30 protein-coding genes and 2 pseudogenes are annotated in these 25,580 nt (G+C 60.2%); 23 read left to right on the top strand and 9 right to left on the bottom strand.

Going from position 1 to position 25,580, the window contains the following annotated elements; genetic code table 11:
- Positions 1-25 precede the first annotated feature (25 nt).
- The 13 genes from rpsN (at position 26) to rplQ (ending at position 8,101) form a co-directional block, all read left to right on the top strand.
- A complete protein-coding gene (rpsN, locus tag AB8B31_RS07690) occupies positions 26-331 on the top strand; it encodes a 30S ribosomal protein S14 (RefSeq protein ID WP_439007429.1) in 306 nt (101 codons plus the stop codon).
- Between the two features lie 12 nt (positions 332-343).
- On the top strand, positions 344-742 hold the full coding sequence (gene rpsH, locus AB8B31_RS07695; RefSeq protein ID WP_003547562.1) for a 30S ribosomal protein S8: 399 nt from the start codon (positions 344-346) through the stop codon (positions 740-742).
- 42 nt (positions 743-784) lie between these two features.
- Complete coding sequence (gene rplF / locus AB8B31_RS07700; protein WP_017963907.1) at positions 785-1,318, top strand: 50S ribosomal protein L6; 534 nt, start codon at positions 785-787, stop codon at positions 1,316-1,318.
- 12 nt (positions 1,319-1,330) lie between these two features.
- Positions 1,331-1,693, top strand: coding sequence for a 50S ribosomal protein L18 (gene rplR, locus AB8B31_RS07705; protein WP_018241643.1), 363 nt, complete (start codon positions 1,331-1,333; stop codon positions 1,691-1,693).
- A gap of 130 nt (positions 1,694-1,823) precedes the next feature.
- Positions 1,824-2,393: a 30S ribosomal protein S5 gene (rpsE, locus tag AB8B31_RS07710; RefSeq protein WP_017963908.1), complete on the top strand. Its 570-nt coding sequence runs from the start codon at positions 1,824-1,826 to the stop codon at positions 2,391-2,393.
- Between the two features lie 14 nt (positions 2,394-2,407).
- On the top strand, positions 2,408-2,617 hold the full coding sequence (rpmD, locus tag AB8B31_RS07715) for a 50S ribosomal protein L30 (RefSeq protein WP_003547566.1): 210 nt from the start codon (positions 2,408-2,410) through the stop codon (positions 2,615-2,617).
- Positions 2,618-2,633: 16 nt separating this feature from the next.
- The gene (rplO, locus tag AB8B31_RS07720) at positions 2,634-3,110 is read left to right on the top strand and encodes a 50S ribosomal protein L15 (protein ID WP_003547567.1); all 477 of its coding nucleotides are present in this window, start codon (positions 2,634-2,636) and stop codon (positions 3,108-3,110) included.
- A gap of 235 nt (positions 3,111-3,345) precedes the next feature.
- Positions 3,346-4,686 (top strand): preprotein translocase subunit SecY, encoded by a 1,341-nt coding sequence (gene secY, locus AB8B31_RS07725; RefSeq protein WP_018241644.1) that lies wholly within the window; start codon positions 3,346-3,348, stop codon positions 4,684-4,686.
- Positions 4,683-5,333, top strand: coding sequence for an adenylate kinase (locus AB8B31_RS07730; RefSeq protein ID WP_017963910.1), 651 nt, complete (start codon positions 4,683-4,685; stop codon positions 5,331-5,333). The genes secY and AB8B31_RS07730 overlap by 4 nt, the downstream gene beginning before the upstream one ends.
- Positions 5,334-5,555: 222 nt before the next feature.
- The gene (gene rpsM, locus AB8B31_RS07735) at positions 5,556-5,924 is read left to right on the top strand and encodes a 30S ribosomal protein S13 (protein WP_003573772.1); all 369 of its coding nucleotides are present in this window, start codon (positions 5,556-5,558) and stop codon (positions 5,922-5,924) included.
- A 133-nt stretch (positions 5,925-6,057) separates the two neighbouring features.
- Positions 6,058-6,447, top strand: coding sequence for a 30S ribosomal protein S11 (gene rpsK / locus AB8B31_RS07740; RefSeq protein WP_003547577.1), 390 nt, complete (start codon positions 6,058-6,060; stop codon positions 6,445-6,447).
- A gap of 97 nt (positions 6,448-6,544) precedes the next feature.
- The gene (locus tag AB8B31_RS07745) at positions 6,545-7,555 is read left to right on the top strand and encodes a DNA-directed RNA polymerase subunit alpha (protein WP_003547579.1); all 1,011 of its coding nucleotides are present in this window, start codon (positions 6,545-6,547) and stop codon (positions 7,553-7,555) included.
- A 123-nt stretch (positions 7,556-7,678) separates the two neighbouring features.
- Positions 7,679-8,101, top strand: a complete 423-nt coding sequence (rplQ, locus tag AB8B31_RS07750) for a 50S ribosomal protein L17 (RefSeq protein ID WP_003558556.1) — start codon at positions 7,679-7,681, stop codon at positions 8,099-8,101.
- A gap of 148 nt (positions 8,102-8,249) precedes the next feature.
- Here the strand turns inward: rplQ and AB8B31_RS07755 are convergent.
- Positions 8,250-8,390 (bottom strand): annotated as a pseudogene (locus tag AB8B31_RS07755) (transposase domain-containing protein); the annotation flags it as partial.
- 124 nt (positions 8,391-8,514) lie between these two features.
- On the opposite strand from AB8B31_RS07755, the gene AB8B31_RS07760 reads away from it, so the two are divergent.
- Genes AB8B31_RS07760 through AB8B31_RS07770 form a run of 3 tightly spaced genes read left to right on the top strand, consistent with a single transcriptional unit; the run spans position 8,515 to position 11,674 of the window.
- Positions 8,515-9,756: a site-specific integrase gene (locus AB8B31_RS07760; protein ID WP_096772357.1), complete on the top strand. Its 1,242-nt coding sequence runs from the start codon at positions 8,515-8,517 to the stop codon at positions 9,754-9,756.
- A complete protein-coding gene (locus AB8B31_RS07765) occupies positions 9,753-10,676 on the top strand; it encodes a tyrosine-type recombinase/integrase (RefSeq protein WP_086083856.1) in 924 nt (307 codons plus the stop codon). The genes AB8B31_RS07760 and AB8B31_RS07765 overlap by 4 nt, the downstream gene beginning before the upstream one ends.
- On the top strand, positions 10,673-11,674 hold the full coding sequence (locus AB8B31_RS07770) for a tyrosine-type recombinase/integrase (RefSeq protein WP_096772358.1): 1,002 nt from the start codon (positions 10,673-10,675) through the stop codon (positions 11,672-11,674). Before AB8B31_RS07765 ends, AB8B31_RS07770 begins: the two co-directional genes overlap by 4 nt.
- A gap of 140 nt (positions 11,675-11,814) precedes the next feature.
- Here AB8B31_RS07770 and tnpC read toward each other — a convergent pair.
- Positions 11,815-13,335: pseudogene (gene tnpC / locus AB8B31_RS07775) on the bottom strand (IS66 family transposase); the annotation flags it as partial.
- Positions 13,336-13,380: 45 nt separating this feature from the next.
- Positions 13,381-13,608, bottom strand: coding sequence for an IS66 family insertion sequence element accessory protein TnpB (gene tnpB / locus AB8B31_RS07780; protein WP_439007430.1), 228 nt, complete (start codon positions 13,606-13,608; stop codon positions 13,381-13,383).
- Here tnpB (AB8B31_RS07780) and AB8B31_RS07785 point away from each other — a divergent pair.
- The 3 genes from AB8B31_RS07785 to AB8B31_RS07795 all read left to right on the top strand — a co-directional run bounded on the left by AB8B31_RS07785 (position 13,572) and on the right by AB8B31_RS07795 (position 16,898).
- Positions 13,572-13,832: a DUF5372 family protein gene (locus tag AB8B31_RS07785; protein WP_239621142.1), complete on the top strand. Its 261-nt coding sequence runs from the start codon at positions 13,572-13,574 to the stop codon at positions 13,830-13,832. The two genes, tnpB (AB8B31_RS07780) and AB8B31_RS07785, sit on opposite strands and share 37 nt — an antisense overlap.
- Before the next feature lie 194 nt (positions 13,833-14,026).
- Positions 14,027-14,488 (top strand): helix-turn-helix domain-containing protein, encoded by a 462-nt coding sequence (locus AB8B31_RS07790; protein WP_096772314.1) that lies wholly within the window; start codon positions 14,027-14,029, stop codon positions 14,486-14,488.
- A 145-nt stretch (positions 14,489-14,633) separates the two neighbouring features.
- Positions 14,634-16,898, top strand: coding sequence for a recombinase family protein (locus tag AB8B31_RS07795; RefSeq protein ID WP_439007431.1), 2,265 nt, complete (start codon positions 14,634-14,636; stop codon positions 16,896-16,898).
- On the opposite strand, the gene tnpB (AB8B31_RS07800) is transcribed toward AB8B31_RS07795, so the two are convergent.
- A complete protein-coding gene (tnpB, locus tag AB8B31_RS07800; protein WP_439007432.1) occupies positions 16,869-17,114 on the bottom strand; it encodes an IS66 family insertion sequence element accessory protein TnpB in 246 nt (81 codons plus the stop codon). The genes AB8B31_RS07795 and tnpB (AB8B31_RS07800) overlap by 30 nt on opposite strands.
- Complete coding sequence (gene tnpA / locus AB8B31_RS07805; protein ID WP_018241647.1) at positions 17,111-17,521, bottom strand: IS66-like element accessory protein TnpA; 411 nt, start codon at positions 17,519-17,521, stop codon at positions 17,111-17,113. Before tnpA ends, tnpB (AB8B31_RS07800) begins: the two co-directional genes overlap by 4 nt.
- Positions 17,522-17,645: 124 nt before the next feature.
- On the opposite strand from tnpA, the gene AB8B31_RS07810 reads away from it, so the two are divergent.
- Complete coding sequence (locus AB8B31_RS07810) at positions 17,646-17,987, top strand: DUF2809 domain-containing protein (protein WP_018241648.1); 342 nt, start codon at positions 17,646-17,648, stop codon at positions 17,985-17,987.
- 10 nt (positions 17,988-17,997) lie between these two features.
- Here AB8B31_RS07810 and msrQ read toward each other — a convergent pair whose 3' ends face one another.
- Both msrQ and msrP read right to left on the bottom strand, forming a co-directional pair.
- A complete protein-coding gene (gene msrQ / locus AB8B31_RS07815) occupies positions 17,998-18,654 on the bottom strand; it encodes a protein-methionine-sulfoxide reductase heme-binding subunit MsrQ (protein ID WP_018241649.1) in 657 nt (218 codons plus the stop codon).
- Complete coding sequence (msrP, locus tag AB8B31_RS07820; protein WP_018241650.1) at positions 18,654-19,601, bottom strand: protein-methionine-sulfoxide reductase catalytic subunit MsrP; 948 nt, start codon at positions 19,599-19,601, stop codon at positions 18,654-18,656. The genes msrQ and msrP overlap by 1 nt, the downstream gene beginning before the upstream one ends.
- Before the next feature lie 335 nt (positions 19,602-19,936).
- Here msrP and ilvD point away from each other — a divergent pair, with 335 nt between their 5' ends.
- A complete protein-coding gene (ilvD, locus tag AB8B31_RS07825; RefSeq protein WP_018241651.1) occupies positions 19,937-21,775 on the top strand; it encodes a dihydroxy-acid dehydratase in 1,839 nt (612 codons plus the stop codon).
- Positions 21,776-21,833: 58 nt separating this feature from the next.
- On the opposite strand, the gene AB8B31_RS07830 is transcribed toward ilvD, so the two are convergent.
- Positions 21,834-22,187, bottom strand: a complete 354-nt coding sequence (locus AB8B31_RS07830; protein WP_018241652.1) for a lysozyme inhibitor LprI family protein — start codon at positions 22,185-22,187, stop codon at positions 21,834-21,836.
- 23 nt (positions 22,188-22,210) lie between these two features.
- Positions 22,211-22,591, bottom strand: coding sequence for a YkvA family protein (locus AB8B31_RS07835; RefSeq protein ID WP_018241653.1), 381 nt, complete (start codon positions 22,589-22,591; stop codon positions 22,211-22,213).
- Positions 22,592-22,847: 256 nt separating this feature from the next.
- On the opposite strand from AB8B31_RS07835, the gene AB8B31_RS07840 reads away from it, so the two are divergent.
- Positions 22,848-24,251 carry a DegQ family serine endoprotease gene (locus AB8B31_RS07840; RefSeq protein WP_018241654.1) on the top strand — a complete coding sequence of 468 codons (1,404 nt, stop codon included), beginning with the start codon at positions 22,848-22,850 and terminating at the stop codon, positions 24,249-24,251.
- Positions 24,248-25,564: a replication-associated recombination protein A gene (locus tag AB8B31_RS07845; RefSeq protein ID WP_018241655.1), complete on the top strand. Its 1,317-nt coding sequence runs from the start codon at positions 24,248-24,250 to the stop codon at positions 25,562-25,564. Before AB8B31_RS07840 ends, AB8B31_RS07845 begins: the two co-directional genes overlap by 4 nt.
- Positions 25,565-25,580: the final 16 nt, after the last annotated feature.

Genomic DNA, 25,580 nt, shown 5'->3' on the forward strand with positions numbered 1-25,580 from the left:
GACGAGCGTAGAAAAGGAACCTGACATGGCGAAGACAAGCGCAGTTGAAAAGAACAAGCGCCGCCGTACTGCGGTCGCCAACCAGGCCGCTAAGCGGGCTGGTTTGAAGGCGATCATCATGAACCAGGCTCTTCCGATCGAAGAGCGGTTCAAGGCCTCGATCAAGCTGGCATCCCTGCCGCGTGATGGATCGAAGACCCGTATTCGCAACCGTTGCGAAGTTTCGGGGCGTCCGCGCGCATATTACCGCAAACTGCGCATGTCGCGTATTGCGCTGCGTGAACTCGGCAATCTCGGCAAGGTGCCGGGTATCGTCAAGTCGAGCTGGTAAGGAGCAGGTTACATGACAATGACTGATCCGTTGGGCGATATGCTCACTCGCATCCGTAACGGCGCTTCCCGCCGCAAGTCGTCGGTCTCGACGCCTGCTTCGAAGCTCCGTGCACGTGTTCTCGATGTTCTGCAGTCCGAAGGCTACATCCGTGGCTATTCCGTTGTCGATTTCGGCAATGGCAAGTCGGAACTCAGCATCGAGCTGAAATATTATGAAGGCGCATCGGTGATCCGTGAGATCGGCCGTGTGTCCAAGCCGGGCCGCCGGGTTTATGTCTCGGTCAAGTCCATTCCGCAGGTCGCGAACGGTCTCGGCATCACCATCCTTTCGACTCCGAAGGGTGTGATGGCCGATCACCAGGCTCGCGAACAGAACGTTGGTGGCGAGGTTCTTTGCTCGGTCTTCTAAGATCGGGCAGGGATCTCCATAGCGAACAGACAGGATTGAAACATGTCTCGTATCGGTAAAAAGCCCGTTCAGGTGCCTGCTGGGATCACGGCTACGGTCGATGGCCAGAAGGTGACTGCAAAGGGCCCGAAGGGCGAGCTGTTTTTCGTTGCTAACGACGAAATCAGCCTCAAGCTTGAAAATAACGCCGTCGTCGTGACGCCGGTGAACCAGACCAAGGATGCGCGCGCAAAGTGGGGCATGTCCCGCACGATGATCGAAGGCATCTTCAAGGGCGTCAAGGACGGTTTCGAGCGCAAGCTTGAAATCAACGGCGTCGGTTACCGCGCCGCCATGCAGGGCAAGAACCTGCAGCTCGCTCTCGGTTTCAGCCACGACGTGATCTACGAGCCGCCGGTCGGTATCTCGATCGTTGTTCCGAAGCCGACGGAAATCGTCGTCAGCGGCATCAACAAGCAGCAGGTCGGTCAGGTTGCCGCCGAAATCCGCGAATACCGCGGTCCCGAGCCTTACAAGGGCAAGGGCGTCAAGTACGCTGACGAGCGGATCGTCCGCAAAGAAGGCAAGAAGAAGTAAGGATCACGCGAAATGGCTAGCAGGAAAGAAGCACTTGCACGTCGTGCCAACCGCGTGCGCCGTCATCTCAAGTCGGTGGCCAATGGCCGTCCGCGCCTGTCGGTTCATCGCTCCTCGAAGAACATCTACGCCCAGGTCATCGATGATGTGGCCGGCAAGACGCTTGCGTCTGCCTCCACTCTCGAGAAGGATCTGCGCGGTTCTCTGAAGACCGGTGCCGATACCGCCGCCGCTGCCGTTGTGGGCAAGCTCCTCGCAGAGCGCGCCTCCAAGGCCGGTGTTACGGAAGTCGTGTTCGACCGTGGCGCCTTCATCTATCACGGCCGCATCAAGGCTCTCGCCGAAGCGGCCCGCGAAGGCGGTCTCACCTTCTGATCAGTTTCCGGCCGGACGCTCAAGCGCCGGCCGGATTTTCGCCGGACCGCAGGCACTCTCCGAAAGGGGAGGCTGATGCGGTCCACATTTGTTTGCCGATTGCACCCGGAAAAGAAAAAGGAAGAGGACAATGGCACAGGAAAGAAGGCCGCAGCGGGACGACCGCCAGAGCCGTGAAGAGCGCGATAGCGAATTCGTCGACAAGCTTGTCGCGATCAACCGCGTCGCCAAGGTCGTCAAGGGCGGCCGTCGTTTCGGTTTCGCAGCACTCGTCGTCGTTGGCGACCAGAAGGGCCGCGTCGGCTTCGGCCATGGCAAGGCACGTGAAGTGCCGGAAGCCATCCGCAAGGCAACCGAAGCCGCCAAGCGCGAGCTGATCTTCGTACCGCTGCGTGACGGCCGTACGCTGCATCACGACGTTCATGGCCGCCACGGCGCCGGCAAGGTTCTGCTGCGCTCGGCCAAGGTCGGCACCGGCATCATCGCCGGCGGTCCGATGCGCGCCGTATTCGAGACGCTCGGCATGCACGACGTCGTCGCCAAGTCGACCGGTTCGTCGAACCCCTACAACATGGTTCGCGCCACCTTCGACGCTCTGAAGCACCAGGTTCACCCGAAGGACATCGCAGCTCAGCGCGGCATCAAGTATGCAACGCTGCAGGCTCGTCGTGGCGCCTCCGGCAACGCCTCTGAAGAATAAGAGGAGTTTGACAGATGGCCAAGGCTACCAAGAAGGCTGAAGCGAAGACTGTCACGATCGAACAGATCGGCAGCCCGATTCGCCGTCCGGACGTCCAGCAGCGCACGCTGATCGGTCTCGGACTGAACAAGATGCACCGTCGCCGCACGCTGGAGGATACTCCTTCGGTTCGTGGCATGATCCGTGCTGTCCAGCATCTCGTTCGCGTCGTCGACGAGAAGTGAGACGGAGGAAACGCTCATGAAACTCAATGAAATCAAGGACAACGAAGGCTCGACCCACAGCCGCAAGCGCCTCGGCCGCGGTATCGGTTCGGGCTCGGGCAAGACAGGTGGTCGCGGCGTGAAGGGTCAGAAGTCCCGTTCGGGCGTCGCCATCAACGGCTTCGAAGGCGGCCAGATGCCGATCTATCGTCGCCTGCCGAAGCGCGGCTTCAACAACATTTTCGCTTCCGATTTTGTTGTCGTGTCGCTGGCCCGTATCCAGACGGCGATCGACGCCGGCAAGCTCGATGCCAAGACGACCGTTGACGCAGCTGCCCTCAAGGCTGCTGGTGTCATCCGCCGCGTCAAGGACGGCGTTCGCGTTCTCGCCGACGGCGAGATCAAGGCCAAGATCACCATCGTCGTTGCAGGCGCCTCCAAGCCTGCTGTCGAGAAGATCGAAAAGGCCGGCGGCACCGTGACGCTGCTTTCGGCTCCGGCTGCAGCCGAATAAATAATCTGATGATATATCGCCCGGGGTGCTTCACACCGGGCGATTTTGCTCCCATATGTGGGCCTCACAAAAACTTGGCTGGCGCGCCCGCGTCATGCCGGTAAGACTCGAAAACAAGGGTGAGGCAAGGGGTTGCGCCGCAATCCGTCCTGAGCCCGGTTTTGAATAATTTCATACTGATTCCGGGTCCGGTCTGTCCCCCAGAGACGCCGGAATTGGTAGCGCGGAGAAACGCATGGCTTCTGCAGCGGAACAATTGGCATCCAACCTCAATTTTTCGACCTTCGCCAAAGCCGAGGATTTGAAGAAGCGCCTGTGGTTCACACTGGCAGCTCTCCTCGTCTACCGACTCGGCACGCATATTCCGCTTCCGGGTCTCAATCCCGAAGCCTATGCCCAGGCTTTCCGCGGCCAGTCAGGCGGCATTCTCGGCCTTTTCAACATGTTCTCGGGCGGCGCTGTTCAGCGCATGGCGATCTTCGCGCTCGGCATCATGCCCTATATCTCCGCTTCGATTATCGTGCAGCTCATGACCTCGGTCGTGCCGGCGCTCGAAAACCTCAAGAAGGAAGGCGAGCAGGGCCGTAAGATCATCAACCAGTATACCCGCTATGGCACCGTCATCCTCGGTGCGCTCCAGGCCTATGGCATTGCCGCCGGCCTTGAAAGCGGTCAGGGCCTCGTCGTCGAGCCAGGCTGGTTCTTCCGTGTTTCCACCGTTCTGACGCTGCTTGGCGGCACGATGTTCCTGATGTGGCTCGGCGAGCAGATCACCTCGCGCGGCATCGGCAACGGCATCTCGCTGATCATTTTCGCCGGCATCGCCGCCGGCCTTCCCACTGCTCTTGCCGGCACGCTCGAACTCGGCCGCACCGGTGCGCTGTCGACCTTCCTCATCCTGCTCGTCATCATCGTCGCGATCGCCGTCATCGGCATCATCGTCTTCGTCGAACGCGCCCAGCGCCGGCTGCTGATTCAGTATCCGAAGCGGCAGGTTGGCAATCGGATGTTCCAGGGCGATACCTCGCACCTGCCGCTGAAGCTCAACACTTCAGGTGTCATTCCGGCGATCTTCGCGTCGTCTCTGCTGCTGCTGCCGGCAACGGTCGCGGGTTTCGCCAATACCACGGCAATGCCTTCCTGGGCGACATCGATCGTCGCGGCCCTCGGTCATGGCCAGCCGCTCTACATGGTGCTGTACGGCGCGCTGATCGCCTTCTTCGCCTTCTTCTATACGGCTATCGTCTTCAATCCGAAGGACACGGCCGACAATTTGAAGAAGCATGGCGGCTTCATTCCCGGCATCCGCCCGGGCGAGCGCACTGCCGAATATATCGACTACGTGCTGACCCGCATCACGGTGATCGGCGCGATCTATCTCGTCTTCGTCTGCATTCTCCCAGAGATTCTGGTGTCGCAAACCGGCATTCCATTAGCCCTTGGTGGGACTTCGCTTTTGATCGTGGTTAGCGTAACTCTTGATACGGTTGCACAGATCCAGGGTCACCTGATCGCGCAGCAATACGAAGGCCTGATCAAGAAATCGAAGTTGCGTGGAGGAAAGAGGGGGCGATGAGACTTATCCTTTTGGGGCCGCCGGGCGCGGGTAAGGGAACCCAGGCCCAGCGGATCGTGGAAAAGCACGGCATTCCGCAGCTTTCCACGGGGGACATGCTGCGTGCAGCGGTTAACGCCGGCACGGATGTCGGCAAGCGCGCGAAGGCGGTTATGGACGCCGGCAAGCTCGTCTCGGATGAGATCGTCATTGCCATCGTTTCCGAGCGAATCGATCAACCCGATTGCGCCAACGGCTTCATTCTCGACGGCTTCCCCAGGACGCTCGTCCAGGCTGATGCCACCGAGGCGATGCTGAAGGCAAAGGGTCTCGGCCTCTCCGTTGTCATTGAATTCCGTGTCGATGATGACGAATTGATCCGACGTGTTGCCGGTCGCTACTCCTGTGCACAGTGTGGCAGCGTCTATCACGATACCGATAAGGTTCCGGCTGCTGAGGGCGTGTGCGACAAGTGCGGTTCGACGCACTTCAAGCGCCGTCCCGATGACACCCCGGAGACCATGACGGCTCGGCTGCAGGTCTACTACAAGGAAACCTCGCCGCTGATCGGTTATTACCATGCCAAGGGCAAGCTCAAGTCCGTGGACGGCATGGCAGAGATCGATCAGGTGACGGCCGAGGTCGAAAGCATTCTTTCCAAGCTTTAAGGCTTTGAAAATAAACTTGGCGGAACGGTTGCTTTTCAGCAGTGATTCCGCTAAACACCGCGCCAACTCGCGACATTCCATGCGATCGGCGCGGATTTCCCAGGGAAGTCCGGGTGCGGTCGTTTTGACATGTTACGGACGTAAATCTGAACGGGCGGTTCTCAAGAGCCGCATAACGAAGCCCACTTGCCGGATGGCAACTGGAATGCAAGGAGAACAGGCGTGGCACGTATCGCTGGCGTCAACATCCCGACTGCGAAGCGCGTTGTTATCGCGCTGACCTACATTCACGGGATCGGTCCGAAATTCGCACAGGAAATCGTCGAAAAGGTCGGTATCCCGGCCGAACGTCGTGTGCATCAGCTGACGGACGCAGAAGTCCTTCAGATCCGCGAAGCCATCGACCGCGACTATCAGGTTGAAGGCGATCTTCGTCGTGATACCGCGATGAACATCAAGCGTCTGATGGACCTCGGCTGCTACCGCGGCCTGCGTCATCGCCGCGGCCTTCCGGTTCGCGGTCAGCGCACGCACACCAATGCCCGCACCCGCAAGGGTCCGGCAAAGGCAATCGCTGGCAAGAAGAAGTAATTTCCGGGAAACCGGGGTGGGGAGGCTGGCGGTCTGCGCCGGCCTCTTTTGAGTTTGGAGCGGGACCATATAGGCGCCGTTCCGGTGTAGCCGCTGGCATTACGGCGGTGAAGAGATCAACGAAAGGAATACCATGGCTAAGGAAGCCGTCCGCGTTCGCCGTCGCGAGCGCAAGAACATCTCGTCGGGTGTCGCTCACGTCAACTCGACCTTCAACAACACGATGATCACCATCACCGACGCGCAGGGCAATGCGATCGCCTGGTCGTCGGCTGGCGCCAAGGGCTTCAAGGGCTCGCGCAAGTCGACCCCGTTCGCCGCCCAGATCGCTGCCGAAGACTGCGCCAAGAAGGCCCAGGAGCACGGCATGAAGTCGCTGGAAGTCGAAGTTTGCGGTCCGGGTTCGGGTCGTGAATCGGCTCTGCGCGCGCTCCAGGCTGCAGGTTTCATGATCACGTCCATCCGCGACGTGACCCCGATCCCGCACAATGGCTGCCGTCCGCGCAAGAAGCGCCGCGTCTGATCATCGCTCTCGTCACCGGTGAGCGCCTTCGCGCTCCCGGTGGTTTTCAAGCTCGGTTGCCACGATTGGATGGTGGCAACGAACGGAAGGCAAACTCATGATTCAGAAGAACTGGCAGGAACTGATCAAGCCGAACAAGGTGGAGTTCTCTTCGAGCTCGCGCACCAGGGCGACGCTTGTTGCCGAACCGCTGGAGCGCGGCTTCGGCCTCACGCTCGGCAACGCGCTTCGCCGCGTTCTGCTCTCCTCGCTGCGCGGTGCTGCCGTCACGGCGGTGCAGATCGATGGCGTGCTGCATGAATTCTCCTCGATCCCGGGCGTCCGCGAAGACGTGACGGACATCGTGCTCAACATCAAGGAAATCGCCATCAAGATGGATGGCGATGATGCAAAGCGCATGGTCGTGCGCAAGCAGGGCCCGGGCGTTGTCACGGCTGGCGACATTCAGACGGTCGGCGATATCGAAATCCTCAACCCCGAGCATGTCATCTGCACGCTCGACGAGGGCGCCGAGATCCGCATGGAGTTCACCGTCAACAACGGCAAGGGCTACGTTCCGGCCGAACGCAATCGTGCGGAAGATGCTCCGATCGGTCTCATCCCGGTCGACAGCCTCTATTCGCCGGTCAAGAAGGTGTCCTACAAGGTTGAAAATACCCGCGAAGGACAGGTTCTCGACTACGACAAGCTGAACATGACCATCGAAACCGATGGCTCGATCACCGGCGAAGACGCCGTCGCTTTTGCGGCGCGCATCCTCCAGGATCAGCTTGGCGTCTTCGTCAACTTCGACGAGCCGCAGAAGGAAACCGAAGAGGAAGCAGTCACCGAACTCGCTTTCAACCCGGCTCTCCTGAAGAAGGTGGACGAACTCGAACTGTCGGTCCGTTCGGCAAACTGCCTGAAGAACGACAACATCGTCTACATCGGCGACCTCATTCAGAAGACCGAAGCAGAAATGCTCCGCACACCGAATTTTGGTCGCAAGTCGCTGAACGAAATCAAGGAAGTTCTCGCTTCCATGGGCCTGCACCTCGGTATGGAAGTGCCGGCATGGCCGCCCGAGAACATCGAAGATCTCGCCAAGCGTTACGAAGACCAATACTGAGAAAACAAAAGGCAGGCTCTTTCGGCTGCCTTTCCCCGTCAAACAGCAGGCCGATCGCCTGCATGTGCCAGGAAACGGCAGGCCCACTTAGCGTAAGGGCACCTGCATTAAAGGAGAATAGCAATGCGCCATGGTAAAGCCGGCCGCAAGCTGAATAGAACTGCAAGCCACCGCAAGGCGATGTTCGCCAACATGGCGGCTTCGCTGATTACCCACGAGCAGATCGTCACGACCCTGCCGAAGGCCAAGGAAATCCGTCCGATCGTCGAGAAGCTCGTCACGCTCGGCAAGCGCGGCGACCTGCACGCTCGCCGTCAGGCGATCTCGCAGATCCGCGATGCCGCTGTCGTCTCGAAGCTGTTCGACACGATCGCAACGCGCTACGCCACCCGCAACGGCGGCTACCTGCGCATCATGAAGGCCGGCTTCCGCCAGGGCGACAATGCCGCCATGGCTGTGATCGAATTCGTGGATCGCGATGCCTATGCCAAGGGCGCAGCCGACAAGGCCCGGGTCGCTGCCGAAGAGCAGGCTGTCGCCGCTTAATCTTCCGCTCCTGCGGAAACAGAACAGCCGGGCTGCAAAGCCCGGCTGTTTTTGTTTCTGATATAGTGACGAGACCGGCTCCATTGCGCAAAATCATTCAGACTCGCTCTCCGCAGTTCCTTCGTAAGCATACGGTGAAGGCCGCTGGTCACGCCGCTTGAGCGTCGATGGTCGGCGGTGTCCAGTTCCATGGAAGCAGTTGCTCCAACCTGGTGATCGGAGTGTCGGCTATGCGGGCGAGGATGTCGGCAAGCCACGCCTGCGGATCAATGTCGTTGAGCTTTGCCGTTTATGCCGACCGGCGAACTATGCCGATTAATCAACTTTTTGCCAACGTTTCCAGCACCATAGCGGCCGCCTAGTCGGCATAGCTTAGGGTCTCTCCGTCGCAATTGTCGCGAAGGAGAGGACACATGAACGCAACTGACTATTTGAATCGCAGCGCCCTATACCGGAAGCTGGTCTACGGTCCGTATCGGGAGTTTGCGGGCGTTTACGCCGCCAAAATGTCGAACGAAGGTTTGGGGCGGCAATGCACGTGGCGGTCGCTGAGCCTGTTTCGGGATCTGATGGACTGGCATGTTGGCAATGGACATGCTCCGCAGGATTTGAATGAGGTTCACGCCGACCGCTTTCTTGAGCATCGTTTCAAACACTGGAAGCCCGACTCGGGCGATCGATCGGCGCTCCGCCGCTTGCTTTTGGCGTTACGGGAGAAAGGCTTAATACCAGCCGCGCTTCCGATTCAGCGCAGTGAGCACGAGATGATCGTCGATGTATTCGGGCAATATCTCTCGAATGAGAGAGGGCTCGCCGCCGCGACAGTGGGGAGCCACAAGCTTCTGTCGCTTCGATTTCTCCGGGAGGTGTGTCCTTTCGGCGCAGACGAGTTTGCAGCGCTCACCCCGGAGATCGTTATCGGTTATGTCGAGCGACATGCGCTCGACGGTTCCGCCGACAGTGGCAAAGCCATGTGCGGGGTTGTGCGTGCTTTCCTGCGCTATTTGCATCTGAAGGGCTTCATCTCGACGCCGCTCGCTGACTGTGTGCCGTCCATCCGCCGCTGGCGACTTGCCGGCCTTCCAACCTTCCTGCCGCCCGAGAAAGTCCAGAAGGTTCTCGATGCCTGCGATCGGACGACGGCAATGGGTCGTCGGGACTATGCGGTTCTGATGATCCTCGCCAAGCTCGGTTTGCGCGCCAGCGAAGTGGCCACCCTCAATCTTGACGATATCGACTGGCAGTCGGGCACGATCCTCGTACACGGAAAGGGACGACGACAAGCGACTATGCCGCTGCGTCACGACGTCGGAACAGCGATCGTCGCTTATATCCGGCATGGGCGCCCAGCTTCGGCATGTCGGCGAGTCTTCTTGCGAACACTTGCGCCGCATGTGGGCTTTGCCTCCGGCTGCGCCATCACGATGATCGCGAAGCAGGCACTCGAACGGGCAGGCATTGACGGCTATGCGCATCACGGTGCCCATCTTTTCCGCCACAGCCTTGCGACCGACCTTTTGCGGTCGGGCGCCAGCTTTGCCGAGATCGGTCAACTGCTCCGCCATCGAAGCATCGACAGTACAAGAATCTATGCAAAGCTCGATATTGAGAAGCTGCGGGAACTGAGCCTACCCTGGCCGGGAGGTGTCCAATGAGCCGGCTTCGCACCGCGCTTGAGCGCTACATCGGCATGCGCCAAGGGCTGGGATACAAATATGACGGTCCGGCAAAACGATTGTCGGAGTTCGTCGCTTTCATGGAAGCCCGCGGCGCCGAGACCATCACGGCGGACCTGGCAATGGAGTGGGTCACCTCGATGGGCCGGCAGCCGAGTTGGTCAATCCGACTGGCTGATGTGCGCTGCTTTGCCCAGCACCTCAGTCATTTCGATCCTTTGACGGAAGTGCCACCGAGCGACGCTGTGGCGCCGGCACGGCGGACAAAACCCTACATCTATAGTGAGGTCGAGATTCAGGCACTTCTGGCGGCAGCACTGTCGTTGCCGCCGGCCAACGCCCTGCGGCGCTGGACATATCACTGCCTGTTCGGGCTGATAGCGGTCGCCGGACTGCGCCATTCCGAAGCGCTCAGCCTGCTCCGGGCCGATGTAGATCTCGACCAGGGCGTCCTCACCATCCGAGAGACAAAGTTTGGCAAGTCACGGCTGGTGCCGCTGCATGCCACGACAATTGCTGTCCTTTCAGGCTATGCCGCCCGACGCGATGCACACCTTGGTACGCCGCGTAGTCCCTATTTCTTCGTCGCCGAACAGGGCGGCAGATTGCTGCATCAATACGTGCACCGCGTGTTCTGGCGACTATCTCGGCAAATCGGATTACGGCAGGAGGGGAAACGAGATGGCCCACGGATTCATGATCTTCGTCACCGTTTCGCCGTCCAGACCCTGATCAACTGGCATCGCGCCGGCGAAGATGTGGAACGCGAGCTGCCGGTTCTCTCGACCTTCCTCGGCCATGCGAATGTTCGCGACACCTATTGGTATCTGTCCGCCACGCCGGAACTGATGAACCATGCCGTACGGCGATTGAATAAGCGCTGGGAGGTACGGTCATGAGACGCACGAAAGACCTGGCCGTGCTGATCGAGCGGTGGTTCACAGATCGGCTCATGAAGCATCGAGGTGTAAGTTCTAACACCATCGCCTCCTATCGCGACACCTTCAGGCTCCTGTTTGCGTTCGCACAGACGCGCCTTGGGAGATCCCCATCGGAGTTGACGCTGCGGGATTTGGACGCTCCCTTCATCGGCGCATTCCTGGAGGATCTTGAGACGAAGAGATCCGCCTCGGTGCGGACCCGGAATCTCCGCCTTACAGCCATCCGCTCTTTCTTCCGATATGCGGCGTTCGAGGAGCCGGCACATAGCGCCCACATTCAGCGTGTGCTCGCGATCCCCAGCAAGCGATGTGACAAGCGGCAGCTTCAGTTTCTAACTAGGCCCGAGATTGAAGCGATCCTGGACTGCACGGATCGAAGCACGTGGCTGGGACGCCGCGACTACACTCTGCTGTTACTGGCCGCCCAAACGGGGCTGCGGGTCTCGGAGATCATCGACCTTGACCGAGATTCGGTAATGCTCGGCCGCGGTGCGCATGTGCAATGCATCGGCAAGGGCCGCAAAGAGCGAAGTACGCCGCTCACAAAGGTTGCACAGCAAGCCCTCCGTTATTGGCTCAAGGAACCAGGGAAGCGAGGCTCAACAGCCCTCTTTCCGAATACGCACGGTGGCAGGCTCAGCGCCGACGGCGTGCAGGCACTGCTGAACAAATATGTCGCCAAAGCACGTGAGCACTGCGTCTCCCTTCGCTCAAAGCGGGTGTCGCCCCATGTCTTGCGGCACTCTGCTGCCATGGAGTTGCTGCAGGCGGGCGTCGACTGCTCCGTCATTGCCCTGTGGTTGGGCCATGAAGCGATGGAAACGACGTTGACCTATCTTCATGCGCATCTCGAACTGAAGGAATCTGCACTCGCAAAGCTGAAGCCGTACGAAGGCGCCAAGGCCGAGCGATTTCGACCAAGCGACCGGCTTCTGGAATTCCTGAACACCCTCTGAGCATGAGAACTATGCCGAGTGCCAAACAACGGCGACCCGCCAAACTGGCTCGGAACGCACGGTTTGCCGTTCCTGCCAGAAGACGCACTCGGCATAGTTCGCCGGTCGGCATAAACGGCATTATGCCGCGCGCGGCATAAGGCGGTCATGATCAGCGTAGCCATGAAGGCGGCACGGTCAGCGCCACGATCCGATCCGGCGAATAGCCATGATTTCCTGCCAAGTGCGAAGCCTCTGAGCGCGCGCTCGGCGGCATTGTTGGTCAGGCAAATCCTGCCGTCGTCCAGGAATGACGTGAAGCCATCCCAACGCTTGAGCATGTAGTCGATCGCCTCTGCGACCGGAGAACTGCGCGACAGTTTTGCACGCTCGGTTTGAAGCCAAGCCTGGAGATCGTCGACGAGCGGCAGGCTGTCTCTGCGGCGTCGGTCCAGGCGTTGACCGGCGGCAAGCCCGTTTATATCCCGCTCGATATCGAACAGGGCGTCGATCCGTTTGACGGCTTCCAGCGCCATGGGCGAGATCGGCGCAGCGTTCTTTCCACGCTTGGCATTCGCCGCGATGTCGGCGAGCACGAAGAACTTACGTCTCGAATGTGACCAGCAAAACGCCTGCCTTAGCGGATTTGGATCGCGATCAACCTTGAACAGCGGATTATAGCCGCCATAGGCATCCGCCTGCAGAATGCCGGTGAAGGTCTTCAGATGGCGTTCCGGATGCTCCTGTCGCCGGTCCCGCGATGCATAATACAGCGCGGCCGGCGGTGAGAGCCCGCCGAATGGTCGGTCATCCCGGACATAGGTCCATATGCGACCGGTATCGGTCTTTCCCCTCGCCAAGATCGGCACTGTCGTGTCGTCGCCATGAAGCCGCCCGGCGGCCAGAACGTGCGCTTCGATCAGTGAATGGATAGGCTTCAAAGCCGCGGCGCATGCTCCGACCTGGTCGGCCAATGTCGATAAGCTGAGGTCGATGCCCTCGCGGGCATAGCGTTCGCTTTGGCGATTGAGCGGCTGGTGCTGGGCGAACTTCTCAAACAGGATCATCGCCAGCAGGTTCGGCCCGGCAAAACCGCGGGGCGTCACATGGAAGGGTGCTGGTGTCTGGGTGATCTTCTCACACTCGCGGCAGGTAAACTTCTCCCGCACCGTCTGGATAACCTTCCACTGGCGCGGGACGACCTCCAGGGTCTCGGTGATATCCTCACCGAGTTTCGACAGTTTGGTCGACCCGCAGCAGGCGCAATTCGTGGGAGCAGCGATGACGATGCGCTCGCGCGGCAGGTGTTCTGGAAAGGGTTTGCGTGAAGGACGCTTGCGCTCAAAGGCTTTGACGGCTGAAGCTTTGGCTGCGATCTCCGCGACCAGTTCATCTTCACCGGCATTTGCTTCTAGCTCCTCGAGCTGCAGCTCCATCTGCTCAAGGAGCCGCGCCTTACGCTCGGACCGGCTGCCGTAGAGTTCGCGGCGAACCTTGTCGATCTCCAGCTTCAGCCGCGCGATCAGCGCCTCGGAATGTGATACGAGTGCCTTTGCACTGGCGGCTTCTGCCTTGGCAGTTGCTGCTTCAGCCTCGGCTGCAACACGCCGAGCACGTTCCTTGGCCAGCAGTGCAAGCGCACTGGTAAGGTCGTCCGGAAGCTCTTCGGTCGCATTGCTCATGACAGGATGGAATCATATTCGACCCTGTCATTCCAGTGTTTTTGCTTATCCGGCCGACGTCGGCCGCCAGGTCTTTTGCGGCATCCGCCAGTCGATGCCTTCCAGTAAATAACCGAGCTGCGCGGGCGTGATCACCACCGTGCCATCGGCTGCCGAGGGCCAGATGAAGCGTCCCCGTTCTAACTTCTTGTACCTCACAACAGAATGCAGCCACTGCCAACGCAGATACGCAGTTAGTGCGGGTAACGCATCCGTTTCATCCTTTATTCCCACGACAGTTGCCGTGCATCGGCAAGCGCTACAACCGGCATGGTGAACGCCTTTTGCTGCAGACCGAGGACGCCACTGTTTGGTCGGTTCCTCCGCAATGGACTGATCTTGTGAGCCTGGATCCCGAAGTCGTCATGAGCAACGGACGATTGCTCTTGCGGATTGTCGACTTAATGGAGTTGGCCACTCTGGTGGAGCGCCTTTCGAGCAAATCGAGCCCGCGCTGACGCGCTGAAGTGTAAAGGTAAATATGTCGCATCTGTAAAGTGGATTATGCCGCAAGAGGTCGTTTTTATGAGATGGTACGCCTGCAAATACGAGATATCGCGTCAGATAGACCATAAACATCGCCTTGACGAGGTAGCAGAATGCGGCATAATTAGCATTACGCTAACGCCGCTTCATGTCCTCGGAGCCATTGATGTCTGCGAAGTACGAGAGCAAGCGCACAAAGATGGATGTCCTCATCGAAGAGGGCACGTTCAATCCCACCCCCGAGAAGGTGCGCGATCCAAAGTTTCGGGGCAGCGAGTTCTTCGATCCGCACGACGCCGTGCAGGTCAAATACGAGATGCTGCGTCGCGTGTCCATCGACAAGGTGTCGGTGACGGAGGCCTCCGACGAGTACGGTGTTTCCAGGCCAACCTATTACCAGGCCAAGGTGAACTTCGACATGGCCGGGATTGCCGGACTGGTGCCGACAAAGCCGGGCCCCCGCGGTCCCCACAAGATCGACGACAAAGTCCTGGCATTTCTGCAGGCGCAGACCGCCCCAGGAGAACCCGTTCGCGCCCGGGAACTGGCCAAGCTGCTCCGCCAGGAACTCGATATCGAGCTTCATCCCAGATCGATCGAGCGGGTTCTAAAAAAAAGCGACACGTAAACATTGCCGCGACGGCGGCATGCCCGACCCAACCGTCGACCATCGCGTCCCAGTACGAGGTATTGCGCAAGGCCGCCTTCGGCGCAGCGCTGCCACTTATGGCCCGTAGCGGCCTGATGCTCTTTCTGCGCCGGGGCATGTGGGGATGGGCTCAGGCGCTGACCGCAACAGCAGTCACCCCGCCAGAGCAGAATTACCCATCGTCAATGGCTTGGCCGCTGCGCGGCGGACACAGCGCCGTCGTTCACGTCCTTGCGACAATCGCTATGAGCACCAACGATCGGAGGTCACCATGAATGTACATCTCAAAGTCCAGCCTCATCACCTCGAACGTGGCGCCTACCTCTACATCCGCCAGTCTTCCATGCGGCAAGTCGTCGAGAACGTCGAGAGCGCCAGGCGGCAATATGCGCTTCGGGGACGCGCTGTCGCCCTCGGCTGGCGCGACGAGCAGATTATCGTCATCGACAACGATCAAGGAGAGTCCGGTGCATCGGCGGTGTGGCGCGAGGGGTTTCAGCGGCTGGTCAGCGACGTCGGCATGGGACATGCCGGGATCGTCATGGGCCTGGAGGTCTCGCGTCTGGCGCGCAACAATGCCGACTGGCAGCGTCTGCTGGAGATTTGCGCCCTTGCCGACACCCTGATCCTCGACGAGGACGGCGTCTATGATCCGGCAAGTTTCAACGACCGGCTCCTGCTCGGCCTCAAGGGAACAATGAGTGAGGCCGAACTGCATGTGATCAAAGCCCGGCTACGCGGCGGCATTCTCAACAAGGTGCGGCGCGGCGAGTTTCGTTGCCTCCTGCCGACTGGGTTGGTCTATGACCATTTCGGCAATGTGACGCTCGATCCAGACATGCAAGTCAGAGAAACGATCATTCATTTCTTTGAGATGTTCTCTCGCCTCGGGTCCGCCTCCCAGACCGTCAAGGTCTTTCGCAATGAAGGCCTATTGTTTCCATCGCGCCTACACAACGGCGGCACGCTGTTTCGGCCGCTGACCGCATCGACGGCGATGCGTGTCCTGAACAATCCGCGCTACGCTGGCGCCTATACCTATGGCCGACGACAGTTTCGACGCACCATCGACGGCAAAAAGACTCTGCGTGCGCGCGACATTGATGACTGGCCGGCCTGCATTCCCGATGCTCATCCCGGCTATATCAGCTGGGAGCGACATCAGGAGAATCTGAAGATCCTCAAGGCGAATGGCCGTGGATTTGAAGCGGCACGAGCTTCAATCCCAAGGGAGGGACCGGCACTGCTGCAAGGCCGGGCCGTATGTGGGCAGTGCGGCAGCCATCTTAGGGTTCGCTATGCGGCGCGGCGTGGCCGGCAGGAAGCCTGGTACATTTGTAATCGTGCCCGCATTTATCGTGGGGAGCCTATGTGTCAGTCGATCGCCGGGCCTCCCGTCGATGAAGCCATCGGTATGCTGATTGCCGAGCAAATGACGCCGGCGGCCGTCGAACTCGCTCTCGAAGTCCGCAAGGAGATCCAAGCCCGGCATGAAGAAGCAGACCGGCTGCGCTGTCGCGCAATCGAACGCGCCCAAACGGAAGCCGAGCTCGCTCAGCGCCGCTTCATGCTTGTCGATCCTAGTAACCGCCTCGTCGCCGACACGCTCGAAGGTGAATGGAACGAGAAGCTTCGCACGCTGGCCAGTGCCCGCGAAGAGCGCGAACGTGGCCGAGAGCACGATCAATTCATCCTCGATAAAGCTGTCCACGAACGGTTAGTCGCGATGACGGCCGACTTCAACCAGCTCTGGAAAGAGCCGGATACCCTAAGCCGCGAACGCAAGCGATTACTGGCCCACATCATTGAGGATGTCACTCTCTTAAAGCTGCCAGCGGAAGGAACCACCAAGCTTCACGTTCGCTTCAAGGGCGGCAAAATCCAGACGCTCACCACCATGAACCCAAAATCCTCTCCTCAGCAGATCAAGACAAAGCCCAGTATCATTGAACTGGTCGATAGGCTTCTCGACGATTACATTTATCCCGAGATCGCCGAGATTCTAAACGAGCAGGGACATCGCCCAGGTGGAACCGCACGTCGCGGCTGCCAGGACGCCCGCTTTACACCCCTCAAAGTCGCCTATCTCATCCACGAATATAAGCTGCGATCACGATATGATCGACTGCGACAGCGGGGAATGCTGACAAGACAGGAAGCGGCAGCGCATCTCAATATCAGCGAGCAAACCGTCGCCAGATGGGCCAAATTTGGCCTCATCACCAGACATGCCTATAACGGGCACTATAGCCTGTACGAAATCGCCGATGGAGACCTGCCGCAAAAGCAATGCAGCCGATGGAACCCCCTCAAGAATCGCGCTGCTGCGTATCGAGAAACGCAAACTGAGCCAAAAACATCAACTGGCGAGGAAAGAGGTGTAGTATGAACGCCGATCGTTTGTAAACAGACAGGCTCCCTGGCCGTCATGCCAGATCACCTTGATCAGACCGCCACCGCGGCCGCGGAATACGAACAGGTGCCCACACATCGGGTCACGCTTCAGCGCCTCCTGCACCATCAACGATAGACCCGGAAAGCCCTTTCGCATGTCCGTATGGCCTGTCGCCAGCCAGACCTTTACACCAGTAGGGACCGGGATCATCGACGACCCAGCACGCAATCGAGAATGCGCCCAAGCGCTTCCGTGTCGATATCGCTATCCACGCGTACGCGTCTGCCCCGACCCAGCTCAATCGTTACATCGCTGCGTTTGCGACGAGGATGGGATGTGGTGGGCGGTTCCGTTTGAACGGGAGAGACTGCCGGCGCGGTCTCGGACACGATCACCGGCACCAACGTGGTTGCCGTCTCGGTCTTCAGCTCCTCGATCCGGCACAGCTCCTTGCGCCAACGGAACAACTGGCTGACATGGATACCGGCCGCGCGAGCAATCTCAGAGATAACCGCGTCCGGCTCAAAGCAGGCAGCGACGAGGCGCTCTTTGTCCTCGCGTGACCAGCGCCGACGGCGCTCTACGGACGTGATCACCTCAATTGGATGCTTCGTCATATGACTACTCCTAGCGTTACCACTAGGACTGCCAGTCAGTAGCCCGTCATCGCAAGACGGCTTTCACCGTGGGCTTACGTTCCTTCCTCTGGCCGCCCTGTTTCTTGTCATCGTTCTCGGGCTGGTGCTCCGCAGGTTTGGCTATGCGGCCGGTCTGCCTTTTATCGTCGTCAAATATGGCGGATCGGCACTCTGGGGAGCGATGGTCTATCTGCTCGTGGCGCTCTTTGTCACAAGGTCACGGCCGGCAGTAATTGCCGTCACAGCGCTGTTCATAGCGATCTCAGTGGAATTGTTCCGGCTTTATCATACGCCCTGGCTCGACGCGTTTCGGCTGACCACGGCAGGCGCGTTGTTGCTTGGCCGGGTATTTTCGCTTTGGAACATGCTGGCTTATGCCATCGGCATAGCCGCGGCCTGCGCCTTCGATCCCGCACGGTGGGCTGCGACCCATCCTCGCGGGTAAGTCTGCAATCCTACGAAACAGACGCTACTGCGCGATTGCGCGTCCGCCCTTTGCCCTTCTGCCTGTTGCGTGCGATTGGCCGATAGGAGCGGTAGAGGATGAGCGCGATGATCAGCCCGACATAGATATATTGCTCGAGGTCGAGGATCTTGGTCGAGAGCGCGAAGTGCAACGCCCCGCAGGCGGCGACGATATAGACGAGGCGATGCAGCCAGATCCAGTTCTTGCCGAGGCGGCGGATCGAGAGATTGTTGGATGTCAGCGCCAGCGGAATGAGCATCGCAAGCCCGGCCATGCCGAACATGATGAAGGGGCGCTTCAGCACGTCGTTGATGACGGCAGAAATATCCATCGCCTGGTCGAGCACCATGTAGACGGTGAAATGCATCAGCGCGTAGTAGAAGGTCAGCAGCCCGAGGGCGCGGCGATAGCGCAGATAGTTCCAGCCGAAGAGCTCACGGGCAGGGGAAACGGCAAGGGTCAGGATCAGAAAACGGATCGTCCAGATGCCGAGGAAGAGCTCGAAGGTTTTGACCGGATCGGCGCCGAGCTGATCAGTCGCGCCGAGATAGAAAGTCCAGGCCGCAGGCACGAGCCCGACGACATAAAGCAGCCAGACGGAGGCGGGTTGCCAGCGCTTCGGGATGGCGAGCGACAGTTCCGCCATCAGAAATTCGCCTTCAGGTCCATGCCGGCATAAAGGCTCGCCACCTCGTCTGCATAACCGTTGAAGGGCAGGGTGGGATGGCGGCTCGCGCCAAAGAAGCCGCTTTCGCCGATGCGCCGTTCGCTCGCCTGGCTCCAGCGGGGATGGTCGACCGCTGGATTGACGTTGGCGTAGAAGCCGTATTCCTGCGGATTGGTGACCTGCCAGGTATTCTTGGGCTGCCGGTCGGTGAGTGTGATCCTGACGATCGACTTGATGCCCTTGAAGCCGTATTTCCACGGCACGACGAGCCGGATCGGCGCGCCGTTCTGGTTTGGCAGCGTTTCGCCATAGAGCCCGACGGCAAGCAGCGTCAGCGGATGGCGCGCCTCGTCCAGGCGCAGACCTTCGACATAGGGCCAGTCGAGCGACTGGAAGAAGCCCTTCTGCCCAGGCATCTCGTCCGGCCGCACGACTGTTTCGAATGAGACGTATTTGGCGCTGCCGAGCGGCTCCACCTTGTCGAGCAGCGATGCCAGCGGAAAGCCGTCCCAGGGGATGACCATGGACCAGGCCTCGACGCAGCGCATCCGGTAGGTGCGCTCCTCGATCGGGAATTCCTTCATCAGCACCTCGAGGTCGAAGGTACCTGGCTTGTTGACCATGCCGTCGACCTTGATCGTCCAGGGCAGCGGCTTGAAATCGCTGGAAAGTGCTGCGGGATCGCCCTTGTCGAGGCCGAACTCATAGAAATTATTGTAGGTCGTGACGTCCTTGAGCGGCGTCGCCTTCTCGTCGACCTTGTACTTGCTCTCAACGGCGGAGAGGGCCGCAGCGCTCGCCTTGCCGGCGCTGTAGAGCGCCATGGCGCCAAGTGCTGCCGCGCCGAGGAATTCACGACGGCGCACATAGATCTGGCGCGGCGTGATCTCCGATGACGCGATCTTCGGTGGGCGATAGGTTGGCATGGCGAAATCTCCTGGGCGGATTTCTGCAATATAGTCTTTAAACGAACCGCCCGCATGTTCGGATGAGTGTCTAAGCCTTGAATATTACAGACGTGAAGCCAATTTTTTGTGTTCGGCCGTGATGGAATAGGCTGTAACGAAACGTCGCGCTGTACCGTATATGATCGATGGGCCTCATGGCGCTTGGCCCATGGCGTACCGGATTTGGCCTTCACGGTAGTGACAGCCCCCGTCGATTGGATTAGGACAATTCGAAAAAGCAGCGTTTGCCCGGCCTGCAGGCTCCATGCCGCCCCGCTTCGCCTGATAATTCCGACACGTTGAGGAAGACACCGATGCCAGCTTACCGTTCCAGAACCACGACCCATGGCCGCAACATGGCGGGCGCCCGCGGCCTTTGGCGCGCCACGGGCATGAAGGATTCGGATTTCGGCAAGCCGATCATCGCGGTGGTGAATTCCTTCACCCAGTTCGTGCCCGGCCACGTGCACCTGAAGGACCTTGGCCAGCTCGTCGCCCGCGAGATCGAGGCGGCTGGCGGTGTTGCCAAGGAATTCAACACGATCGCCGTCGATGACGGCATCGCCATGGGGCATGACGGCATGCTGTATTCGCTGCCCTCGCGAGAGCTCATTGCCGACAGCGTTGAATACATGGTCAATGCCCATTGCGCCGACGCCATGGTCTGCATCTCCAACTGCGACAAGATCACCCCCGGCATGCTGATGGCGTCGCTACGCCTCAATATCCCGACCGTCTTCGTCTCCGGCGGTCCGATGGAAGCCGGCAAGGTCGTGCTGCACGGCAAGACGCATGCACTCGACCTCGTCGATGCCATGGTCGCCGCAGCCGATGACAAGATCAGTGACGAGGACGTCCAGACCATCGAACGCTCTGCCTGTCCGACCTGCGGCTCCTGCTCCGGCATGTTCACCGCCAATTCGATGAACTGCCTGACGGAAGCGCTCGGCCTGTCGCTGCCCGGCAACGGCTCGACGCTTGCCACCCACGCCGACCGCAAGCGCCTCTTCGTCGAGGCCGGCCATCTGATTGTCGATCTCGCCCGCCGTTACTACGAGCAGGACGACGTAAAGGCGCTGCCGCGCATCATCGCTTCCAAACAGGCGTTTGAGAATGCCATGACGCTCGATATCGCCATGGGCGGCTCGACCAATACGGTCCTGCACATCCTTGCTGCCGCCCATGAAGGCGAGGTCGATTTCACCATGGCCGATATCGATGCGCTATCGCGCCGGGTGCCGTGCCTGTCAAAGGTCGCCCCCGCCAAGAGTGATGTTCACATGGAAGACGTCCACCGCGCCGGCGGCATCATGTCGATCCTCGGCGAACTCGACAAGGGCGGCCTCTTGAACCGCGATTGCCCGACCGTCCATGCCGAGACGCTGGGCGATGCGATCGATCGCTGGGATATCACCCGCACCAACAGCGAAACCGTTCGCAACTTTTATCGTGCCGCTCCGGGTGGCATTCCCACCCAGGTCGCCTTCAGCCAGGAGGCCCGCTGGGACGAACTCGACACCGACCGCGAAAACGGCGTCATCCGCTCGGTCGAGCATCCCTTCTCCAAGGATGGTGGTCTTGCCGTGCTCAAGGGCAACCTTGCGATCGACGGCTGCATCGTCAAGACTGCCGGCGTCGATGAATCGATCCTGAAATTCTCCGGCCCCGCCCGCGTCTTCGAAAGCCAGGATGCCTCCGTCAAGGCGATCCTTGCCAACGAGGTGAAGGCCGGCGACGTCGTCGTCATCCGCTACGAAGGCCCGAAGGGCGGCCCAGGCATGCAGGAAATGCTCTATCCGACGAGCTATCTGAAGTCGAAGGGCCTTGGCAAGGCCTGCGCGCTCATCACCGACGGCCGCTTCTCCGGCGGCACCTCCGGCCTCTCGATCGGCCATGCCTCGCCGGAAGCGGCAAATGGCGGCACGATTGGCCTGGTGCGCGAAGGTGACATGATCGACATCGACATCCCCAACCGCACGATCAGCCTGCGCGTCAGTGAGACCGAACTCGCCGCCCGCCGCGCCGATCAGGATGCCAAGGGCTGGTATCCCACAGAAGTCCGCAAGCGCAACGTCACGACCGCCCTGAAGGCCTACGCCGCCTTCGCAACGAGTGCGGACCGCGGCGCCGTGCGCGATCTGAACGCCCGCTGAGTCGCTTCAACCTGCGACCCGCTGATTAAGAGTCAGCTGCTCCGCCGACCGGTCGCTTTTAAAGCGGCCGGTTGATGTTTTTATAGGTCTCGCCGAGCTGCTTCAGCCGCTCGTCATAGACAGCCTTGATACAGGCCACATCCGCCCCGCATTCCTGCCGTTTCTTCAGCCAGGCCGTCTGCTCGTCCTGCAATGTGCCGCGCGAGCCCATCGCCAGCAGACCGGAGAGCAGTTCAAACGTGGTTGCCATCTTCACGTCGGCATCGTTGAGTGCGCGGTTGTCGCAGATCGCTTTCTCATCCGGCTTCAATTCCTTCGCATCGCAATCGAAGCTTGCTGCCTGTACCAGGTTCGATGCAATGAGCAGCATCGCAAAGCCGAGAGCCGCTGTCGTCGTTCTTGTCGTGATCATTCATATGTTCCTATTGCCGCCGGTCAGGCCAGCTTCCGCAGTGCCAGAGCCAGGAAGATGATGCAGATGAGCCAGACGGCAAGGATGAAGATCAGTCCGACCCGGCTGGAGGGACGTTCGATGCGCCTTGCCGCCTCCGTGCGAAGCTCGTTCATCACCTCTGCCGGAACGAGCCGGATCGCCAGCATGATGCCGAGCGGCACGATGAGGAGATCGTCGAGATAGCCGAGGATGGGGATGAAATCGGGGATGAGATCGATGGGCGACAGCGCGTAGGCGGCAACGGCGCCGGCCACCGCTTTAGCATGCCACGGCACGCGGGGATCGCGGGCGGCAAGCCATAGGGCCACGATGTCACGCTTCAGTGACTTCGCCCAGTTTTTGGCTTTTGATATCAGTTGCATGGCCAATCTTCCTGAATCAAATTCATAATGACTTCAACCGGTTTCCAAGACATCCCTTTGCCTTATTCTTCCATGCTTCCGCCCCCTTTCCTTTCTAGCGTCGGGCCGCAGAACAGGATGATTTTAGGCCGGTCGGCCTAAAATCTGAATCCTGTTCGCAATTAAATAGTTAGAGCATGATGTCGTCCGAAAACCGCTCACACTTTTCGGCATCATGCTCTAAAACGTTCCTCAAGAGGATTCAAAAGGGATACCCATGCAAGGCCTGTTCAAGCGCGCCTCCGTCTCGCTATTCGCTCTCATGCTCGTTCTGCCGGCTGCGGCCCATGCGCAGACGGCAAAGACCGTACCCGAGAGCCAGATGCAGATGCAGCTCTCCTTCGCCCCGCTCGTCAAACAGACGTCGGGCGCCGTCGTCAACGTCTATGCGGAAAAGACCGTCAAGCGGCAGTCGCCCTTTGCCGGCGACCCTTTCTTCGAGCAGTTTTTCGGCCAGCAGATGCCAAACCGTTCGGAAAAGCAGTCGTCGCTCGGTTCCGGCGTCATCGTCGAGGCGAACGGCACTGTCGTGACCAACAATCATGTCGTCGAAGGCGCCGACGACATCAAGATCGCACTGTCGGATGGCCGCGAATTCCCCTGCAAGGTGGTGCTGCGTGATGACCGTGTCGATCTCGCCGTGCTGAAGATCGACACCAAGGAAAGCTTTCCGACATTGCCGATCGGCAATTCCGATACGGTCGAGGTCGGCGATCTCGTGCTGGCGATCGGCAACCCCTTCGGCGTCGGCCAGACGGTGACGAGCGGTATCGTCTCAGCACTTGCCCGCAACCAGGTGGTCAGGAACGAATTCGGCTTCTTCATCCAGACCGATGCCTCGATCAATCCCGGCAATTCCGGCGGCGCCTTGATGAACATGAAGGGCGAACTGATCGGCATCAACACGGCGATCTTCTCGCGCGGCGGCGGCTCGAACGGCATCGGCTTCGCCATCCCTGCCAATCTGGTCAAGGTCTTCCTCTCCTCTGCCGATGCCGGCGTCAAATCCTTCGAACGGCCCTATGTCGGCGCGAGCTTCGATGCCGTAACCTCGGAAGTGGCTGAGGCGCTGGGGCTGAACAAGGCCCGCGGCGCGCTCGTCGTCAAGGTCTCGGAAGGCGGGCCGGCGGCCAAGGCCGGGCTGAAGGCCGGAGAAATCGTCACTGCCGTCGACGGGATTTCTGTCGAACATCCGGATGCGCTGCTCTACCGGCTGACGACGGCGGGCCTCGGCACATCGGTCAACCTCACCGTCGTCGAGAACGGCCGCGAGGAGCAGCTGCCGCTGACGCTCGCCCGTGCCCCGGAAACCTCGCCGCGCGACCAGCGCACGATCGGCGGGCATACGCCGTTTACCGGCGCCGTCGTCGAGAACCTGTCGCCCCGGGTCGCCGACGAGCTGCGCATGCCGCCGGAATCGGCGGGCGTCGTCGTATCCGAGGTGAAGGACGATTCGCCTGCTGCCCGTCTCGGTTTCGAACCGAAGGATATCATCGTCTCGATCAACGGCACGGATGTGAAGTCGACCAGCGAACTATCCCAGATCGCCGATAGCGACCCCGGCCTCTGGCGGGTCGAGATAGAGCGCGACGGCCAGCGCATCCGGCAATTTTTCCGATGAGCAACGATCTCTTCGCGCCGCGTGTTCCGGAGGAGGTCGCTGCCAGGCGGCCGCTTGCCGACCGGCTGCGGCCGAAGACGCTTGCCGATGTCACTGGTCAGGAACACCTGACCGGTGAGGATGGCGTGCTGAAAAGGATGATCGAAAGCGGCTCGCTCGGCTCGATGATCTTCTGGGGTCCGCCCGGCACCGGCAAGACGACGGTGGCACGGTTGCTTTCGGGCGAGGCGGGCCTGGCCTTCGAGCAGATATCGGCGATCTTCTCCGGCGTCGCCGATCTGAAGAAGGTGTTCGAGACAGCCCGTTTGCGGCGTATGGACGGCCGTCAGACGCTGCTCTTCGTCGATGAGATCCATCGTTTCAACCGCGCCCAGCAGGACAGTTTCCTGCCCGTCATGGAGGATGGCACCGTCATCCTCGTCGGCGCCACCACCGAGAACCCATCCTTTGAGCTCAACGCCGCTCTGCTGTCGCGTGCCCGTGTGCTCACCTTCAAGTCGCATGACGAGGAGAGCCTCGAGGAACTGCTGAAGCGTGCCGAGGCGATCGAGCAGAAGCCGCTGCCGCTGACGGAGGATGCTCGCGTCAGCCTGATCCGCATGGCCGACGGCGATGGCCGCGCGGTGCTGACGCTCGCCGAAGAAGTCTGGCGCGCGGCGCGCGAAGGCGAGAGCTTCGACACAGAAGGCCTGACGCGCATCGTCCAGCGCCGTGCCCCGGTCTACGACAAGGCGCAGGATGGTCACTACAATCTGATCTCGGCGCTGCATAAATCCGTACGCGGCTCGGATCCCGATGCCGCGCTCTACTATCTCGCCCGTATGTTCGATGCAGGCGAGGATCCGCTCTATCTCGGCCGGCGGCTGGTGCGCATGGCGGTTGAGGATATCGGTCTTGCCGATCCGCAGGCGCTGGTGATCTGTAATGCCGCCAAGGATGCCTATGAGTATCTCGGCTCGCCGGAAGGTGAACTGGCGCTGGCCCAGGCCTGCGTTTATCTCGCCACCGCGCCGAAATCGAATGCGGTCTACACTGCCTTCAAGGCGGCAAGCCAGGCCGCGAAGCAGAATGGCTCGCTGCTGCCGCCGAAGCATATCCTCAATGCGCCGACCAAGCTGATGAAGGGCGAGGGTTACGGCGAAGGTTATCGCTACGACCACGACGAGCCGGACGCCTTTTCCGGCCAGGACTATTTCCCGGAGAAGATGGGTCGCCAGATCTTCTACGATCCGCCGGAGCGCGGTTTCGAACGCGATATCCGCAAGCGGCTGGAATGGTGGGCAAAGCTTCGCAAGGAGCGCAATCCGCGCTGAGGCGCGGTGCCTGTTC

It is taken from the genome of Rhizobium sp. 62_C5_N11_2, from assembly GCF_051811185.1.
Lineage (GTDB): Bacteria > Pseudomonadota > Alphaproteobacteria > Rhizobiales > Rhizobiaceae > Rhizobium > Rhizobium leguminosarum.

Bases quoted from the DNA above. Each gene is read 5' to 3' on its own strand.
- rpsN (WP_439007429.1), top strand. From the start codon at position 26: ATGGCGAAGACAAGCGCAGTTGAAAAGAACAAGCGCCGCCGTACTGCG.
- rpsH (WP_003547562.1), top strand. From the start codon at position 344: ATGACAATGACTGATCCGTTGGGCGATATGCTCACTCGCATCCGTAAC.
- rplF (WP_017963907.1), top strand. From the start codon at position 785: ATGTCTCGTATCGGTAAAAAGCCCGTTCAGGTGCCTGCTGGGATCACG.
- rplR (WP_018241643.1), top strand. From the start codon at position 1,331: ATGGCTAGCAGGAAAGAAGCACTTGCACGTCGTGCCAACCGCGTGCGC.
- rpsE (WP_017963908.1), top strand. From the start codon at position 1,824: ATGGCACAGGAAAGAAGGCCGCAGCGGGACGACCGCCAGAGCCGTGAA.
- rpmD (WP_003547566.1), top strand. From the start codon at position 2,408: ATGGCCAAGGCTACCAAGAAGGCTGAAGCGAAGACTGTCACGATCGAA.
- rplO (WP_003547567.1), top strand. From the start codon at position 2,634: ATGAAACTCAATGAAATCAAGGACAACGAAGGCTCGACCCACAGCCGC.
- secY (WP_018241644.1), top strand. From the start codon at position 3,346: ATGGCTTCTGCAGCGGAACAATTGGCATCCAACCTCAATTTTTCGACC.
- AB8B31_RS07730 (WP_017963910.1), top strand. From the start codon at position 4,683: ATGAGACTTATCCTTTTGGGGCCGCCGGGCGCGGGTAAGGGAACCCAG.
- rpsK (WP_003547577.1), top strand. From the start codon at position 6,058: ATGGCTAAGGAAGCCGTCCGCGTTCGCCGTCGCGAGCGCAAGAACATC.
- AB8B31_RS07745 (WP_003547579.1), top strand. From the start codon at position 6,545: ATGATTCAGAAGAACTGGCAGGAACTGATCAAGCCGAACAAGGTGGAG.
- rplQ (WP_003558556.1), top strand. From the start codon at position 7,679: ATGCGCCATGGTAAAGCCGGCCGCAAGCTGAATAGAACTGCAAGCCAC.
- AB8B31_RS07760 (WP_096772357.1), top strand. From the start codon at position 8,515: ATGAACGCAACTGACTATTTGAATCGCAGCGCCCTATACCGGAAGCTG.
- AB8B31_RS07765 (WP_086083856.1), top strand. From the start codon at position 9,753: ATGAGCCGGCTTCGCACCGCGCTTGAGCGCTACATCGGCATGCGCCAA.
- AB8B31_RS07770 (WP_096772358.1), top strand. From the start codon at position 10,673: ATGAGACGCACGAAAGACCTGGCCGTGCTGATCGAGCGGTGGTTCACA.
- AB8B31_RS07790 (WP_096772314.1), top strand. From the start codon at position 14,027: ATGTCTGCGAAGTACGAGAGCAAGCGCACAAAGATGGATGTCCTCATC.
- AB8B31_RS07795 (WP_439007431.1), top strand. From the start codon at position 14,634: ATGGGCTCAGGCGCTGACCGCAACAGCAGTCACCCCGCCAGAGCAGAA.
- tnpB (WP_439007432.1), bottom strand. From the start codon at position 17,114: ATGATCCCGGTCCCTACTGGTGTAAAGGTCTGGCTGGCGACAGGCCAT.
- tnpA (WP_018241647.1), bottom strand. From the start codon at position 17,521: ATGACGAAGCATCCAATTGAGGTGATCACGTCCGTAGAGCGCCGTCGG.
- msrQ (WP_018241649.1), bottom strand. From the start codon at position 18,654: ATGGCGGAACTGTCGCTCGCCATCCCGAAGCGCTGGCAACCCGCCTCC.
- msrP (WP_018241650.1), bottom strand. From the start codon at position 19,601: ATGCCAACCTATCGCCCACCGAAGATCGCGTCATCGGAGATCACGCCG.
- ilvD (WP_018241651.1), top strand. From the start codon at position 19,937: ATGCCAGCTTACCGTTCCAGAACCACGACCCATGGCCGCAACATGGCG.
- AB8B31_RS07830 (WP_018241652.1), bottom strand. From the start codon at position 22,187: ATGATCACGACAAGAACGACGACAGCGGCTCTCGGCTTTGCGATGCTG.
- AB8B31_RS07835 (WP_018241653.1), bottom strand. From the start codon at position 22,591: ATGCAACTGATATCAAAAGCCAAAAACTGGGCGAAGTCACTGAAGCGT.
- AB8B31_RS07840 (WP_018241654.1), top strand. From the start codon at position 22,848: ATGCAAGGCCTGTTCAAGCGCGCCTCCGTCTCGCTATTCGCTCTCATG.
- AB8B31_RS07845 (WP_018241655.1), top strand. From the start codon at position 24,248: ATGAGCAACGATCTCTTCGCGCCGCGTGTTCCGGAGGAGGTCGCTGCC.